The 16,210-nt window shown below is 58.4% G+C and carries 15 protein-coding genes; 4 read left to right on the forward strand and 11 right to left on the reverse strand.

Translation table 11 applies throughout. From position 1 onward, the window contains the following. Positions 1-2 precede the first annotated feature (2 nt). The gene (gene ptsI, locus FT726_RS12305; RefSeq protein ID WP_021508081.1) at positions 3-1,730 is read left to right on the forward strand and encodes a phosphoenolpyruvate-protein phosphotransferase PtsI; all 1,728 of its coding nucleotides are present in this window, start codon (positions 3-5) and stop codon (positions 1,728-1,730) included. A 42-nt stretch (positions 1,731-1,772) separates the two neighbouring features. Beyond that, complete coding sequence (gene crr, locus FT726_RS12310) at positions 1,773-2,276, forward strand: PTS glucose transporter subunit IIA (RefSeq protein ID WP_010617547.1); 504 nt, start codon at positions 1,773-1,775, stop codon at positions 2,274-2,276. Positions 2,277-2,520: 244 nt separating this feature from the next. Here crr and FT726_RS12315 read toward each other — a convergent pair whose 3' ends face one another. From FT726_RS12315 to FT726_RS12360, 10 genes are all read right to left on the reverse strand, one after another. After that, positions 2,521-3,882: an ATP-binding protein gene (locus FT726_RS12315; protein WP_021508080.1), complete on the reverse strand. Its 1,362-nt coding sequence runs from the start codon at positions 3,880-3,882 to the stop codon at positions 2,521-2,523. Beyond that, positions 3,879-4,559, reverse strand: coding sequence for a response regulator transcription factor (locus FT726_RS12320; protein ID WP_021508079.1), 681 nt, complete (start codon positions 4,557-4,559; stop codon positions 3,879-3,881). Before FT726_RS12320 ends, FT726_RS12315 begins: the two co-directional genes overlap by 4 nt. Before the next feature lie 173 nt (positions 4,560-4,732). Next, on the reverse strand, positions 4,733-5,617 hold the full coding sequence (gene cysM / locus FT726_RS12325; RefSeq protein ID WP_215480574.1) for a cysteine synthase CysM: 885 nt from the start codon (positions 5,615-5,617) through the stop codon (positions 4,733-4,735). 72 nt (positions 5,618-5,689) lie between these two features. Continuing rightward, entirely contained in the window at positions 5,690-6,778 is a 1,089-nt protein-coding gene (gene cysA / locus FT726_RS12330; RefSeq protein ID WP_058770811.1) for a sulfate/thiosulfate ABC transporter ATP-binding protein CysA, read from the reverse strand. Then, positions 6,768-7,640 (reverse strand): sulfate/thiosulfate ABC transporter permease CysW, encoded by an 873-nt coding sequence (gene cysW, locus FT726_RS12335; protein WP_104094123.1) that lies wholly within the window; start codon positions 7,638-7,640, stop codon positions 6,768-6,770. The genes cysA and cysW overlap by 11 nt, the downstream gene beginning before the upstream one ends. Next, entirely contained in the window at positions 7,640-8,473 is an 834-nt protein-coding gene (cysT, locus tag FT726_RS12340; RefSeq protein ID WP_021508075.1) for a sulfate/thiosulfate ABC transporter permease CysT, read from the reverse strand. The genes cysW and cysT overlap by 1 nt, the downstream gene beginning before the upstream one ends. Continuing rightward, the gene (locus tag FT726_RS12345; protein ID WP_132464837.1) at positions 8,473-9,489 is read right to left on the reverse strand and encodes a sulfate ABC transporter substrate-binding protein; all 1,017 of its coding nucleotides are present in this window, start codon (positions 9,487-9,489) and stop codon (positions 8,473-8,475) included. Before FT726_RS12345 ends, cysT begins: the two co-directional genes overlap by 1 nt. Before the next feature lie 220 nt (positions 9,490-9,709). Then, positions 9,710-10,612: a Dyp-type peroxidase gene (locus tag FT726_RS12350; RefSeq protein WP_021508073.1), complete on the reverse strand. Its 903-nt coding sequence runs from the start codon at positions 10,610-10,612 to the stop codon at positions 9,710-9,712. A gap of 97 nt (positions 10,613-10,709) precedes the next feature. Then, entirely contained in the window at positions 10,710-11,330 is a 621-nt protein-coding gene (locus FT726_RS12355; RefSeq protein WP_346302849.1) for an RpoE-regulated lipoprotein, read from the reverse strand. Positions 11,331-11,444: 114 nt separating this feature from the next. After that, positions 11,445-11,870: a GNAT family acetyltransferase gene (locus FT726_RS12360; protein ID WP_021508071.1), complete on the reverse strand. Its 426-nt coding sequence runs from the start codon at positions 11,868-11,870 to the stop codon at positions 11,445-11,447. Positions 11,871-12,079: 209 nt separating this feature from the next. Between FT726_RS12360 and amiA the strand changes: the two genes are divergently transcribed. Beyond that, positions 12,080-12,937, forward strand: a complete 858-nt coding sequence (gene amiA / locus FT726_RS12365) for an N-acetylmuramoyl-L-alanine amidase AmiA (RefSeq protein WP_288422179.1) — start codon at positions 12,080-12,082, stop codon at positions 12,935-12,937. Positions 12,938-12,984: 47 nt separating this feature from the next. After that, positions 12,985-13,905: an oxygen-dependent coproporphyrinogen oxidase gene (gene hemF, locus FT726_RS12370; protein WP_021508069.1), complete on the forward strand. Its 921-nt coding sequence runs from the start codon at positions 12,985-12,987 to the stop codon at positions 13,903-13,905. A gap of 72 nt (positions 13,906-13,977) precedes the next feature. Here hemF and FT726_RS12375 read toward each other — a convergent pair. Continuing rightward, positions 13,978-16,210 (reverse strand): NADP-dependent malic enzyme (locus tag FT726_RS12375; RefSeq protein ID WP_346302850.1); only part of this gene is annotated, 2,233 nt, incomplete at its 5' end.

Here is a 16,210-nt window from a genome sequence, read left to right on the forward strand (position 1 = left end):
TTATGATTTCAGGCATTTTAGCATCACCGGGTATCGCTTTCGGCAAAGCACTGCTGCTGAAGGAAGACGAGATCGTCATCAGCCGTAAAAAGATTACTGACGACCAGGTTGAGCAGGAAGTTCAGCGCTTCCTCGACGGTCGCAGCAAAGCAGCCGGGCAGCTTGAAGCCATCCGTGTGAAAGCCGGTGAAACCTTCGGTGAAGAGAAAGCGGCGATCTTTGAAGGTCACATCATGCTGCTCGAAGACGAAGAGCTTGAGCAGGAAATCATCGACCTGATTAAAAAAGATCACGTAACCGCTGACGCCGCCGCCCACTCTGTGGTTGAAGGCCAGGCGAAAGCGCTGGAAGAGCTCGACGACGAATATCTGAAAGAGCGCGCGGCTGACGTACGTGACATCGGCAAGCGTCTGCTACAGAACATTCTGGGTCTGCATATCGTTGACCTGAGCGCCATTGCTGACGAATCCATTCTGGTGGCGAAAGATCTGACGCCATCCGAAACCGCACAGCTGAACCTGAAAAAGGTGCTGGGCTTTATTACCGATCTGGGTGGTCGTACTTCACACACCTCGATCATGGCGCGTTCGCTGGAGCTGCCTGCGATTGTCGGCACCGGTAACGTGACCGCTACCGTGAAAAACGGTGATTTCCTGATTATCGATGGCGTGAACAACAAGATTTACGTCAATCCGACCGACGACGTGCAGGAAGAGCTGAAAGCGATTCAGACGCAGTATCTGTCTGAGAAGCACGAGCTGGCGAAACTGAAAGATCTGCCAGCGATTACGCTGGACGGCCATCAGGTTGAAGTGTGCGCCAACATCGGTACCGTGCGTGATGTCGCCGGTGCTGAGCGCAACGGCGCGGAAGGTGTTGGTCTTTACCGTACTGAATTCCTGTTCATGGACCGCGATTCGCTGCCAAGCGAAGAAGAGCAGTTCCAGGCTTACAAAGCCGTGGCGGAAGCGATGGGTTCCCAGGCCGTGATCGTGCGCACCATGGACATCGGCGGTGACAAAGATCTGCCGTACATGAACCTGCCAAAAGAAGAGAACCCGTTCCTCGGCTGGCGTGCGATTCGTATCGCTATGGACCGCAAAGAGATTCTGCATGCCCAGCTGCGTGCTATTCTGCGTGCGTCTTCCTTCGGCAAACTGCGCATCATGTTCCCGATGATCATTTCGGTGGAAGAAGTGCGCTTCCTGAAGGCTGAGCTGGAGATGCTGAAGGCACAGCTGCGTGAAGAAGGTAAAGCCTTTGATGAGTCCATTGAAGTGGGCATCATGGTAGAAACCCCGGCTTCCGCAGTGATTGCCCGCCATCTGGCGAAAGAAGTCGACTTCTTTAGTATTGGGACAAATGACCTGACGCAGTATACTCTGGCGGTCGATCGTGGTAATGATTTGATTTCACACCTCTATAACCCAATGACGCCATCTGTACTGGGCCTCATTAAGCAAGTGATCGACGCATCACATGCCGAAGGGAAATGGACCGGCATGTGTGGTGAGCTGGCTGGTGATGAACGTGCTACACTACTGTTACTGGGAATGGGGCTGGACGAATTCAGCATGAGTGCCATTTCAATCCCAAGCATCAAGAAGATCATTCGCAATACCAATTTCGAAGATGCGAAGGCACTGGCAGAGCAGGCTCTGGCTCAACCCACAGCGGAAGATTTGATGAACCTGGTGAACAAGTTCATCAAAGAAAAAACGCTCTGCTGATCCACGAGACGCTGGCCCCAAATTACTGCTTAGGAGAAGATCATGGGTTTGTTTTCTAAACTTTTTGGCGATAAATCAGAGAGCGCGTCAGGGACTATCGATATCGTTGCGCCTCTGTCAGGCGAAATCGTGAATATCGAAGACGTACCTGATGTGGTATTCGCAGAGAAAATCGTCGGTGATGGTATCGCCATCAAACCTACTGGCAACAAAATGGTTGCACCAGTGGATGGTACTATCGGCAAGATTTTCGAAACCAACCACGCGTTTTCTATCGAGTCTGATAACGGCATCGAACTGTTCGTGCACTTCGGTATCGACACGGTAGAACTGAAAGGTGAAGGCTTCAAACGCATCGCTGAAGAAGGCCAGAAAGTGAAAAAAGGCGATGTGGTGATCGAGTTTGATCTGCCGCTGCTGGAAGAGAAAGCCAAATCCACGCTGACCCCGGTCGTGATCTCGAATATGGATGAGATCAAAGACCTGGTGAAACTCTCCGGTCAGGTTACCGTGGGCGAAACGCCGGTTATCCGCATCAGGAAGTAAACCGCGCTGATTGCGTGAAAACGGCACCCAATGGGTGCCGTTTTTGTTTGTTTCACACGCTGATGAATGATTTGCAGGCGAGCGCTTCTGGCAAAGCGCACCGTGCCTGTTTGAGGGCAGGACGACCGGGCAGAGGAGCAAAGCGTCCCGCGCCATGGATGGCGCGGGCCGAGGCCCAGGGACGGTTTATGCCGTCTTTGCGATCTGTCCGGTCGTCCTGACCGCCTGCGCCTGGCATGATGATTTACGCCTGCTTCCAGCGCGGCAGCCGCAGTGTCACTTCCAGCCCGCCTTCCGGACGATTCACTGCCTGAACTTCGCCGTGATGGGCCAGAACCACTTTGCGCACGATCGACAGCCCCAGCCCGTAGCCTTTGCCCATTAGCGGTGAATTCACCCGAACGAACGGATCGAAGATACTCGACAGCTTCTCATCATCCACGCCCGGCCCCTGATCGCGCACGCGAATTGCCAGCCACTGATTCTCCGCCTGCAACTGCACGCTAATATGCTGCCCCTGATGCGAGAAACGCAGCGCGTTGCGCAGCACATTCTCCACGCCGCGGCGGATCAGCTCAGCATTACCGCGCACGGTGTAATCTGCGTTCTCATCCACCAGAAAATCTACGTGCACACCGGGGATCTGCGCTTCGTAGCGCACATCGGTTACCACCGCATGCAGCAGGCCGGTCAGGTCAAAATACTGCTCGCCAGGCATGCTCTCATGTTCAGCGCGCGACAGCGTCAGCAGTTCGCCGATCATCTTATCCAGACGGCGCGCCTCCTCGTCGATGCGATTGAGTGAGGATGCTACCGACTCCGGCGTCTGACGCGCCAGACCGGTGGCTAATTGCAGGCGCGCCAGCGGGGAGCGCAGCTCGTGGGAGATATCGTGCAGCAGCTCCTCGCGCGCTTTCACCAGCGTATCCAGCCGTTCCACCATCGCATCAAAATCCTGGGCCACAATCGACAGCTCATCATGGCGGCGGCGCATCACCGGATAGAGCCGCACCGACAAATCACCGCGCGACACGCGGGCAAACCCCTCGCGCAGTTGACGCATTGGCCGCGTCAGGTTCCACGCCAGCAGCAGACTGAACAGCAGCCCCAGCGCGCCGGCAAAGGTAAACATCGGCTCGGGGATATTCAGAATACGACGCGGGCCTCCGCCGCCCATTGAACTGTCTTCGCGCAGTCCTTTGACGTCATAGCGCAGTTCGTACTCTTTACCGTCAGCGCCCTTCACCCAGCGCACAATCACCTGCGGAAACGGGCCGTGAAACGGCTGATTAAAGGTCTCCGGCGGCGCATTGTCCGGCGTAGTGGCCGGTCTGGCGTGCTGAATCACTGAGAAAAACTGGCGATCGTTCGGCTCCCAGTCGGCCATCATATCGTCGAGCGAGCTGGGGCCGCCGCGCTCCAGTACCGACACCGCCGAAGCCATTTGCAGATTAACGATCCGACGTACCGCCACAATCTCCGGCGGCTCGTGACGGTTTCCTGACAGGGTAAAGCCCAGCCACAGCAGCTGGCTGATAATCACAAACACAATCCAGAAGCCCAGCAGGATCTTCCAGAACATGCGGCCACGGTAGCTGTGTTTCATCGAATGCGATAACCAATGCTGCGCACGGTTTCAATATTCACGCTGTCTGCGGTTAGCGCAGCCAGCTTCTGGCGGATGTTGCTGATGTGCACATCCACGCTGCGATCGTAAGCTTCACGCGGACGGCCCAGCCCCTTTTCCGACAGCTCATCTTTGGACACCACGCGGTCCGGTGCGCGCAGCAGCAGATCCAGCAGATTGAACTCCGACGCGGTGAGATCAAAAGCTTTGCCCTGCCACTCCGTGATACGCGTAGCCGGGTTCAGGCTGAGATCGCCCCAGCGCAGGACCTCTTTCTTATCCGGCACCGGTGCCTGATCTTCAAAGCGACGCAGCACCGCGCGCAGACGCGCCACCAGCTCGCGCGGATAGCAGGGTTTGGGCACGTAGTCGTCCGCGCCCATCTCCAGGCCGATAACGCGATCGATATTGTCGCCCTTCGCCGTCAGCATAATCACCGGCAGGCGGCTGTTCTGCCGCACCTGACGCAGCACATCAATACCGCTCATATCCGGCAGCATGATGTCGAGAATCATCGCGGTGTAGTGTCCGGATAACGCCCCTTCAATCCCGGCGCTGCCGGTCAGCACCAGCTGGGTTTCAAAACCTTCGGCAATCAGGTACTGGCTCAGCATGGTGCCAAGTTCAACATCGTCATCAACAAGCAGGATTTTCATCTTTTTCTCTCGTACAAAATTGCCGCTATTTTGTCCTGAGTGCCGCGGGAAAGCAGCCGGTTTTACGCGATCCTTACAGTGACCGCGTCAGAACATGCTTAGGGAGACTATAGACAAAAATGGCCCGTACGCCGCGTCACAGGGCGCACGAAGCCAGAAACAGGCGGGGGGAACTAGCGGTGAAAAACACCGGTGGAGAGATAGCGATCGCCGCGATCGCAGACAATGGCGACAATCACACTGCCCGGCTGCGCCGTCGCAATGCGCAATGCGCCAGCCACTGACCCACCTGAACTGACGCCGCAGAAAATGCCTTCGCGCTGCGCCAGCGCGCGCATGGTCTCTTCTGCCTCCTGCTGCGCCATATCTATCACTTCATCCACCAGTTCCGGACGAAAAATCCCCGGCAGATAGGCCGCCGGCCAGCGACGAATACCGGGAATACTGCTGCCCTCCTGCGGCTGCAAACCAATCACTTTCACCGCCGGAGCAAACTCTTTCAGATAGCGCCCGACGCCGCTGATGGTGCCGGTGGTGCCCATGCTGGAGACAAAATGTGTCATACGACCGTGGCTTTGCTGCCAGATCTCCGGACCGGTGGTGAGATAATGGCCGAGCGGGTTGTCGGGATTATTAAACTGATCCAGCACTTTGCCTTCACCGCGCTGCGCCATGGCCTGCGCCAGATCGCGTGCGCCCTCCATGCCCTGCTCGCGTGTCACCAAAACCAGCTCAGCCCCGTAGGCGCGCATCGCATCCTGACGCTCCTGGCTCATGTTCTCCGGCATCAGCAGGCGTAACCGGTAGCCTTTCAGCGCGGCAATCATCGCCAGCGCAATGCCGGTATTGCCGCTGGTGGCCTCGATCAGGGTGTCGCCGGGCTGGATTTCACCCCGCAACTCAGCGTGGTGGATCATCGACCAGGCCGCGCGATCTTTCACCGAACCTGCCGGATTGTTGCCTTCCAGCTTGAGCCAGATTTCGCTGCCGTTATCCGGCGTCAGGCGCTGCAACTTAATCAGCGGCGTATTGCCGATGGTGTTTTCCAGAGTGGTCACGGTGTCATTCCAGCCGAAAGGAGTACAAATAAATCGGGCGGGAAAATCCCGCCCGAAGGAGTGACAAAAATATCAGGCGCTTTCGGCAAAGGCAACCGGGCGCAGCGGCGTGGTGCCCTGGTAGATACGTGCCTGTTGCAGACCAACAAACAGCCGTTCGCCACGGATCGGCGCCGTCTGTTCACCGGCGAATACCACCGAGATTGGCTCGCTCTGCCAGCCGACGGGCTGAACCACCAGCTGCCAGAAGTGGCCACGCGGACTGATTTCCAGCACCTGCACCGGCAACGGCGTCTCCAGGCTACTCTGGCGTGACACGTCCACTTCCCACGGACGCAGGAACAGCTCCACGTCGCCCTGATGCGCTGGCGTATAGCCCAGCGGCCAGCGATGTGCGCCCACATGGAACTGCGAGCCGTGCACTTCACCGTCAAAGCGGTTCACTTCGCCGAGGAACTCCAGTACGAAGCGGGTCGCGGGTTCGCGCCACACGTCATCCGGTGCGCCCACCTGCTCAATATTGCCCTGACTCATTACCACCACGCTATCCGCCACTTCCATCGCTTCTTCCTGGTCGTGGGTCACAAACACGCTGGTAAATTTCAGCTCTTCATGCAGCTGACGCAGCCAGCGGCGCAGCTCTTTACGCACCTGGGCATCCAGCGCGCCAAACGGTTCGTCCAGCAGCAGAATCTGCGGCTCAACCGCCAGCGCACGCGCCAGCGCCACGCGCTGTTTCTGCCCACCGGAGAGCTGAGCCGGGTAGCGGTTGGCCAGATGTGCCAGCTGTACCATCTCCAGCAGGCGGGTAACGCGCTGCTTAATTTCGGCGCTGTTCGGACGCTCGCGGCGCGGCAGCACCGTCAGGCCAAAGGCGATGTTGTCGAACACCGTCATATGGCGGAACAGCGCATAGTGCTGAAACACAAAGCCGACCTGACGATCGCGGGCGTGCGTGCGGCTGACGTCTTTGCCATGAAAATGGATCTGCCCGCTGTTCTGGTGCTCCAGCCCGGCGATAATGCGCAGCAGCGTGGTTTTACCTGAACCGGACGGTCCGAGCAGCGCCACCATCTTGCCGGAAGGAATATCCAGAGAGATATCGTTCAGCACCGGCGTGCGGCCAAATGCTTTATTAATGTGTTTAATCTCAATGCTCATGATTTTCCTCCTGTTGGCGCTTCTGCTGATGCTCTAATCGCCACTGCACCACGCTTTTCAGAAACAGCGTCACAATTGCCATCAGGGTCAGCAGCGCGGCGGCGGTAAAAGCGCCCACGGTGTTGTAATCCTGATGCAGTAATTCAACCTGTAAAGGTAAGGTATAGGTTTCGCCGCGAATCGAGCCGGACACTACCGATACCGCACCAAATTCGCCGATGGCGCGCGCGTTGGTCAGCACCACGCCGTACAGCAGCGCCCAGCGGATATTTGGCAGCGTCACGCGGCGGAACATCTGCCAGCCAGACGCGCCCAGCAGCACGGCGGCTTCATCTTCGTGGCTGCCCTGGCTCAGCATCACCGGCACCAGCTCGCGCACCACAAACGGACAGGTAACGAAAATCGTCGCCAGCACCATACCCGGCCAGGCAAACATCACCTGGATGTTGTGCGCATCAAGCCAGCCGCCAGCCGGGCCGTTCACGCCCCAGAACAGCAGATACATCAGACCGGCCACCACCGGCGACACGGCAAACGGAATATCAAACAGCGTCAGCAGCAGCTGGCGACCGGGGAAAGTGAAGCGCGTCACCAGCCAGGCCAGCAGCGTGCCGAACACCAGGTTTACCGGCACGGTAATCAGCGCCACCAGCACCGTCAGCCAGATAGCATGCAGCATGTCACCATCCTGCAGGTTGCTAAAAGCCTTGCCGATGCCCTGTCCCAGCGCCTCCCAGAAGATGGAGATCATCGGCACCACCAGCAGGCCAATCGATACCAGCACGCCAATGCCGATCAGCAGCCATTTGCCCCAGTTCACCGGCTGACGCTCGGCATGATTGATCTGTGAAATCTCAGCCATCAGTGACCTCCCAGACGGCGGCCAAAGCGGCTCTGCAGAGTGTTAATCGCAAACAGCAGCAGCAACGATGCCGCGAGGATCACCGAAGCGATGGCGCTGGCGGCCGGATAATCAAACTCCTGCAGGCGAACAAAAATCATCAGCGAGGTCACTTCAGTTTTCCAGGCGATGTTACCGGCGATAAAGATCACCGCGCCAAATTCACCGAGGCTGCGGGTAAACGACAGCGCGGTCCCGGCCAGCAGCGCCGGCGCGACTTCCGGCAGCACCACGCGCCGGAAACTCTGCCACGGCGTGGCACCGAGGGTTTCCGCCGCTTCCTCATACTCCGGGCCTAACTCTTCCAGCACCGGCTGCACGGTACGCACCACAAACGGAATGCTGGTGAACGCCATCGCCACCGCGATACCGAGCCAGGTGTAAGACACTTTGATATCAAAATGCGCCAGCCACTGACCGTACCAGCCGTTAACCGAAAACAGTCCGGCCAGCGTCAGGCCGGCCACCGCCGTCGGCAGCGCAAACGGCAGGTCCATCAGGCCATCCAGCAGCGTACGGCCGGGAAAGCGATAGCGGGTCAGAATCCACGCCATCAGCATGCCAAACACCGCGTTAAACAGCGAGGCCACGCCCGCTGACAGCAGCGTGACTTTATACGCCGCCACCAGTTGCGGATTGCTGATCACCTGCCAGTACTGCGCCAGCGTCATCTGCGACAACTGCATGATCAGCGCGCTGATCGGCAGCAGCAGAATCAGGCAGGTAAACAGCAGGCTGGTGCCAAGGCTGAGACCAAAACCGGGCAGAACGCGTTTCTGTGCAGAAGCCAACATCAGCCGCGCCCCGCTGCCAGTAATTTATCCAGCTCACCGCCGCTGGCGAAATGGGTTTTCATCACCTGCGGCCAGCCGCCAAACGCGTCATTAACATTGAACAGCGCAGTCTGCGGGAAGCGATCTTTCTGCTCCGCCATCAGCTGCGGGTTGTTCACGCGATAGTAAAATCCGGTGATGATTTTCTGTGCCTGCGGCGTGTAGAGGTAGTTAAGATAGGCTTTCGCCGCTTCCGCCGTGCCATTGTGTTCGACGTTTTTATCGACCCACGCGACCGGGAATTCAGCAAGAATGTTGGTTTTCGGCACAATCACTTCGTATTGGTCTTTACCGTACTGGTTACGGATATTGTTCACTTCCGACTCAAAGCTGATCAGCACATCACCCAGCCCGCGCTCGGCAAAAGTGGTGGTGGCACCACGGCCGCCGGTATCAAACACTTCGACGTTCTTCAGGAACTTCGTCATAAACGCTTCGGTTTTGGCCTGATCTTTGCCGTCCGCCTGGTCGGCAGCGCCCCACGCAGCCAGATAAGTGTAACGGCCGTTACCGGAGGTTTTCGGATTCGGGAAAATCAGCTTCACGTTATCGCGCGCCAGATCGGCCCAGTCATGAATCTGCTTGGGATTCCCCTTGCGCACCAGGAAGGCCATGGTGGAATAAAACGGTGAGCTGCTGTTGGGCAGACGACTCTGCCAGTCGGCCGGGATCAGGTTACCTTTGTCGTGCAGCACCTGCACATCGGTCACCTGATTATAGGTCACGACATCAGCACGCAGCCCCTGCAGAATGGCCAGCGCCTGTTTTGAGGAGCCCGCATGTGACTGTTTAATGGTCAGCTTGTCGTCAGGGTGCGCCGCGTTCCACTGCTGTTCAAACGGCGCATTCAGGGCAACAAACAGTTCACGTGACACATCGTAAGAGCTGTTAAGCAGCTCTGTTGCCTGTGCCGCGCCCGCTAAACTCAGCGACAGCGCTATACCGCCAAGCCATTTTTTCGAAACCGAACGTGTCATGCTGCACCCTGAGAAATGGAGTTCGAGCCTATGCCATTAGATGCTGTCAGTGTATTTATAACTCTGGCGAAAGCTGTAACGGTTTTATATATCGTTTAGGGATTTCAAAGTCTAAAAAGGCATAAGCCAGCGGCAGAGTTTATGCGCAGGGCGGGATTAACTGAGCCGCGTCAAGCGGGGATGTGGTGCGCACGGCGGCGCACCGGTAAAACGCGATGGATTAACGTGACAGCGCCTGCAGCGCCGTCAGCGAAGGGGCAAAGAAGTAGCTGCCGCTCACCGGTTTGGTGAACCGTAACATGGCATCCATCTTGCCGTCGCGCTCGCCAAACATGCTCAGCAGCTGCTGCTCAATGTTATACAGACGATGACAGTACGAAATAAAATAGAGACCGTGGCGACCGCTGGCGGTGCCGTACGGCAGGCTCTGGCGCAGAATCTTCAGGCCTTTGCCCGCTTCTTTCAAATCCACGCGACTCAGGTGCGACGTCGCCGGCCGCTGATCGCCCGGCAGCTCTTCATTGTCCTGTTTGGTGCGGCCAATAATCGCTTCCTGCTTATCAATCGCCAGCCGGTTGAACTGCGGCAGGTTGTGCTCCCAGCGCTGGGTAAACACATAGCTGCCGCCGGCATCCGGGCCGTCAGCAATGATCGCCACCTGCTGGCGCGCCTCGCCCTGCGGGTTTTCGGTGCCATCAACAAAACCGGAAAGATCGCGATCCTCGACCCAGCGGAAACCGTGCGTCTCTTCTTCAATGGCGACCGCGCCGGCAAACGCCGTCAGCGCCGCCTGCGCCAGCGAAAAGTTCACGTCGTGACGCAGCGACTGAATATGGATCAACAGATCGCGCTGGGTCGCCGGTGCCGCACCTTTGCCGAGCGGCGTGAAAGCTTTGAGTTCGGGAGCTGAGTCGGTGCCCTGCAGATCGCGCCACAGCGCATCACCAAAGGCGATGACCGCACCAAGGCCGGCGTCCGGGAATTGCTGCTGTAGCGCAGCCAGCTGTTGCAGAAAGGCGTGGCAACCCTGACGCAGCGCAGCGAGGTCGCCGGTGGCGCGGGCTTCCAGCCAAATGGCAAAACGGCGGTGCTCCAGCAGGATCCCGCTCTGAAACTGAGACATGACAATGCTCTCCGGCATAAAAGTTAACGGCGTTTTTCGCCGGTATCATACCGGAAAGCCCTGCGCAGAAGATGCGTTAACGCAATTTTTTCGCCAGTTAATGCTGCCAGACGATCTTACTGATTTTCCAGCTTTTTAACGTATCGTCCGACGGCATCAGCCCGGTCGGACCGTGCCACTCGCCGCTGTAGATATAGGCGATATGCTGACTACCCGGCGCGCGGCACTCAACATCGCGCACATCCAGCCCGGCAACCATTTTGCAATTATCAAACGCTTTGCTGAATTTATCGCTGAACGCATCACCGATTTTACTGCCGTCGGCGTTGCGCGCATCGCTATCGAGCACTTCAATGCGCTCGACGCTACGCTGGCCATTAATCACCAGCTTAACCTTACCGTCATCCAGCGCCTGCCAGAAATCCACTACCTGCCCGTTCTGCGTGCGCATGCCCTGACGCAGCTGATAATCATTGTTCAGCGCGGCGCTAATGGCGGACTCCGACATTGCCGTGTTGCTGTTCAGCCCGGCGACGCCCTGCTCGGTGACGGTGAGCGAACTGCCAAACCAGCTAAACGGATTGAGCGCCGACCAGTGATAGCTGAGCGGATTGTACCAGTGACTTTCGCTGGTGCTGGCAGGGGAAGAGGAACCGGAACTGGCGCAACCGGCCAGCACCAAGGCGCTGACCAGCAGGGCGGGACGAACAACTTTCATGCAAACTCCTTTCTTTTGTGCCGACTGGCGTGCCTGTTGGAGTCGCAAACCGGCAAAAAGTTTATTCGCTGTTGCTGCATGGCGGGCAGAAACCCGGCCGCGCGACGAGTGGAATCAGTATTCACGGTCTTCAATCAGGCGTTTGCCCAGCAGCAGTGAGTCGACCGGCTCGTAATCCAGCTTCTCGTAGAAAGCCACCACCTGATCGTTCTCTTCGCGCACCATCAGATGGATTTTCGGGCAGCCGCGCGCAATCAGCTTTTTCTCCAGCCGGTTCATCAGCGCATTGGCAAATCCCCGGCCCTGATAATCAGGGTGCACCGCCAGATAGTAGGCGGAGCCGCGATGGCCATCGTAGCCGCCCATCAGCGTGCCCACGACCTCGCCGCCTACCTCAGCCACCAGAAACAGCTCCGGGTCATGGTTCATTTTGCGTTCGATGTCGAGTTCCGGATCGTTCCACGGCCGTAACAGATCGCAACGCTCCCAGAGCGTAATGACTTCTTCAAAATCTTCCTGGCGGAAGGAGCGAATTTCCATCGGCGTTACCCTGCAATGAGGCACAATTCGCTGATTATCACGCATTCTTTGCCAGGCGCAACCCTCGCAGGGCGCAACGGCTGAAAAAAACGGCTAAATAGCGATTCGCGGCCTGAAATACAAAGTAATGTCCTGAAATGGTTCGGCAGTCGCCGCCGGACGGCGCTTAAGCTATAACACGGGGCAGGTTTACTCTCAGGGACATGTTAATGAACAAGATTTCACTGTTGCGGCGCCTGACCAATCGCCGCCAGCTGATCCTCTCCGGCCTGGCGCTGGCGGTGCTGTCGCCGCGCGCGGTCCAGGCGCAGGAAACGCGCGCGGCAGTGCCCGTCAGCGCACGCCATACACCGCCGAAACCGGCCACCAGCGGCAAGCGCATTGTGATGATCGATCCCGGTCACGGCGGCATTGATTCTGGCGCGGTGGGTCAGGAAGGCTCAGAAGAGAAGCACATCGTACTGGAGATCGCCAACACCGTGCGTACGCTGCTGCAGAACCACCCGAAGGTGGAAGTGCGGCTGACGCGCGACAGCGACCACTTTATTCCGCTTTATCAGCGCGTGGAGATTGCGCACCAGCACGGCGCCAACCTGTTTATGTCGATTCACGCCGACGGCTACACCAGCCCGGAAGCCAACGGTGCATCGGTGTTTGCCCTCTCCAATCGCGGTGCCAGCAGCGCCATGGCGCGCTATATGTCACAGCGCGAAAACGACGCCGATAAAGTGGGCGGCGCGACGGTACAGGAAAAAGATAATTACCTTAACCAGATCCTGTTCGACCTGGTACAGACCGATACCATCCGCAACAGCCTGACGCTGGGTAAACACGTGCTGGACCAGATTCGTCCGGTGCATCACCTGCACAGCCAGCACACCGAGCAGGCGGCGTTCGCGGTGCTAAAATCCCCGTCCATTCCGTCGGTGCTGGTGGAAACCTCGTTTATCACCAACCCGCGTGAAGAACAGCTGTTGGGCACCACGGCGTTTCGCCAGAAAATTGCCCGGGCGATTGCTGACGGTATCGTCAATTACTTTGATGAGTACGATCGTCGCCAGGCCTGATAGCGTTTTGTGCTAGAATCGCGGCAAATTTTTGCAATGAGTGAGCCATGAGCAATCCCGATATTTCGCGCGTCAAAGCCTATCTGCTGGCGCTGCAGGATGACATTTGCGCCGGTCTGGCGGCGGAAGACGGCAGCGCCAGCTTTGCCGAAGACACCTGGCAACGCCCCGGCGGCGGCGGTGGACGCAGCCGCGTGCTGCGTAATGGCAAGGTGTTCGAGCAGGCTGGGGTTAATTTCTCCCATGTGTATGGCGAGCAGATGCCCGCGTCAGCCACCGCGCACCGCCCGGAGCTAGCGGGCCGCAGCTTCGAAGCGATGGGCGTGTCGCTGGTGGTACATCCGGAAAATCCGTATGTGCCAACCAGCCACGCCAACGTGCGCTTTTTCATTGCCGAAAAGCCGGGCGCCGATCCGGTCTGGTGGTTTGGTGGCGGTTTCGATCTCACCCCTTATTACGGTTTCACAGAAGATGCCCGGCACTGGCATCAGACCGCGTTCGATCTGTGCCAGCCGTTTGGCGACGACGTCTATGCGCGCTACAAAAAGTGGTGTGATGACTACTTCTACCTGAAACACCGCAACGAGCAGCGCGGCATTGGCGGACTGTTTTTTGATGATTTGAATACGCCGGATTTTGACCACTGCTTTGATTTCATGCAGGCGGTCGGCAACGGTTTCATGCAGGCCTATCAGCCGATTGTAGCGAAGCGCAAAGAGCTGGCGTGGGGCGAGCGCGAGCGTCAGTTCCAGCTTTACCGCCGGGGCCGCTACGTTGAGTTCAATCTGGTGTGGGATCGCGGCACGCTGTTCGGTTTGCAGACCGGCGGTCGCACCGAATCGATTCTGATGTCGATGCCGCCGCTGGTGCGCTGGGAATATGATTATCAACCCGCCGACGACTCCCCGGAAGCCGCGCTGACCCGCGATTTCCTGCCGGTGCAGGATTGGCTGGGGCTGGAAAAATAAGCCAGGTGCGCATTTATGCGCACCTTGCGGAATAATCCGCTAAAACGCGCCCCCGTGGGGTTGCCCTGCCGGTCACAACGGCTCGGTCTGCGCCTCCACCACCGCCAGCGCCACCATGTTAACAATGCGCCGCACCGAGGCGATGCGCGTCAGCACATGCACCGGCTTGCGGATGCCCATCAGCACCGGCCCCACCGTCACCCCTTCCGAGCAGGACACGCGCAGCAGGTTGTAGCTGATGCGTGCGGCCTCAACGTTCGGCATGATTAGCAGATTGGCGGTACCTTTCAGCGGGCTGTCCGGCATCAGCTCGCGACGAATACTCTCCACCAGCGCTGCATCGCCGTGCATCTCGCCGTCAATCTCCAGTTCCGGCGCTCGCTGCTGAATCAGCGCCAGCGCCTCGCGCATCTTCCGCGCGCCGGGGGCATTCGAAGTGCCAAAACTGGAGTGCGACAGCAGCGCCACGCGCGGTTCGATGCCGAAACGCCGCACGGTTTCTGCCGCCAGCAGCGTGATATCCGCCAGCTGCTCAGCGCTGGGATCCTCATTCACATAGGTATCGGCAATAAATGTGTTGCCGCTCGGCAGCAGCAGCGCGTTCATCGCCCCGGCGACCTTGACGTCATCGCGGAAGCCAAACACCTTCTCCACCACATCGTAATGTTCACGGTAGTCGCCGATGGTGCCGCAAATCATCGCGTCCGCTTCGCCGCGATGCACCATGATGGCGCCGATCAGCGTGGGATTGCCAATCACCGCGCGCTGGGCGGTTTCCGGCGTGACGCCGCGCCGCTTCATCAGCTGATAATATTCATTCCAGTACTCCTTGAAGCGCGGATCGGACTCGTTGTTCACGATCTCAAAATCACGCCCGGCCTCGATTTTCAGCCCCTGCTTCTGCAAACGCATGGCAATCACGTTGGGACGGCCAATCAGGATTGGCTTCGCCAGCCCGAGCGACACCAGCTCCTGAGTGGCGTGCAGCACCCGCACCTCTTCACCTTCCGCCAGCACCACGCGCTGCGGCGCTTTGCGCGCCTGCGAGAAGATCGGCTTCATGAACAGATTGGTTTTATACACGAACTCGGTGAGCTGCTCGCGGTAGGCGTCAAAGTCAGCAATCGGTCGCGTCGCCACGCCGGAATCCATCGCTGCTCTGGCGACGGCCGGGGCTATCTGCACAATCAAGCGCGGATCGAACGGTTTGGGAATCAGGTATTCCGGGCCAAAGCTCAGATCCTGATCGTCGTAAGCGGACGCTACCACGTCGCTCTGTTCCGCCTGCGCCAGGGCGGCAATCGCATGCACCGCCGCCAGCTTCATCTCTTCGTTGATGGCGGTGGCACCGACGTCCAGCGCGCCGCGGAAGATGAACGGGAAGCACAGCACGTTATTCACCTGATTGGGGAAATCCGAGCGCCCGGTACAGATAATCGCATCCGGCCGCACCTGCTTCGCCAGCGGCGGCATGATCTCCGGCTCCGGATTGGCCAGCGCCAGAATCAGCGGATTTGGCGCCATCTTCTGCACCATCGCTGGCGTCAGCGCTTTCGGACCGGAGCAGCCGAGGAAAATATCCGCGCCGCCAATTACCTCATCCAGCGTGCGCGCCCCGCTATCCTCCACGGCATAGGCGGCTTTGGTCGGCGTCATGTCCGCTTCGCGATCGCGATAAATCACCCCTTTTGAATCACACACCACGATATTTTTCTGCTGCATGCCAAGCGCCACCAGCAGATTGAGGCAGGCAATGGCCGACGCGCCAGCGCCCGACACCACCAGCCGCACGTCAGCAATCGCCTTATTCACGATGGTCAGGCCGTTAAGCACTGCCGCGGTACAGATGATGGCCGTGCCGTGCTGATCGTCATGAAACACCGGAATCTGCATGCGCTGCCGCAGCTGCTGCTCAATGTAAAAACACTCCGGCGCTTTGATGTCCTCAAGGTTGATGCCGCCGAACGTCGGCTCCAGCGCGGCAATCACCTTAATCAGCTTGTCCGGGTCGTGCTCGTCGATTTCGATGTCGAACACATCAATACCGGCAAACTTTTTGAACAGCACGCCCTTGCCTTCCATCACTGGCTTGCCGGCCAGCGCGCCAATATTACCGAGCCCCAGCACCGCCGTGCCGTTGGAGATCACCGCCACCAGATTGCCGCGCGCGGTGTATTTGTGCGCGGCCAGCGGATCGGCGGCAATTTCCAGACAGGGTGCCGCCACACCGGGGGAATAGGCCAGTGCCAGATCGCGCTGCGTCGCCAGCGGCTTAGTGGGTGTCACCTGAATTTTTCCGGGGGTG

Source organism: Pantoea sp. Morm, assembly GCF_016643525.1.
GTDB lineage: Bacteria > Pseudomonadota > Gammaproteobacteria > Enterobacterales > Enterobacteriaceae > Pantoea > Pantoea dispersa.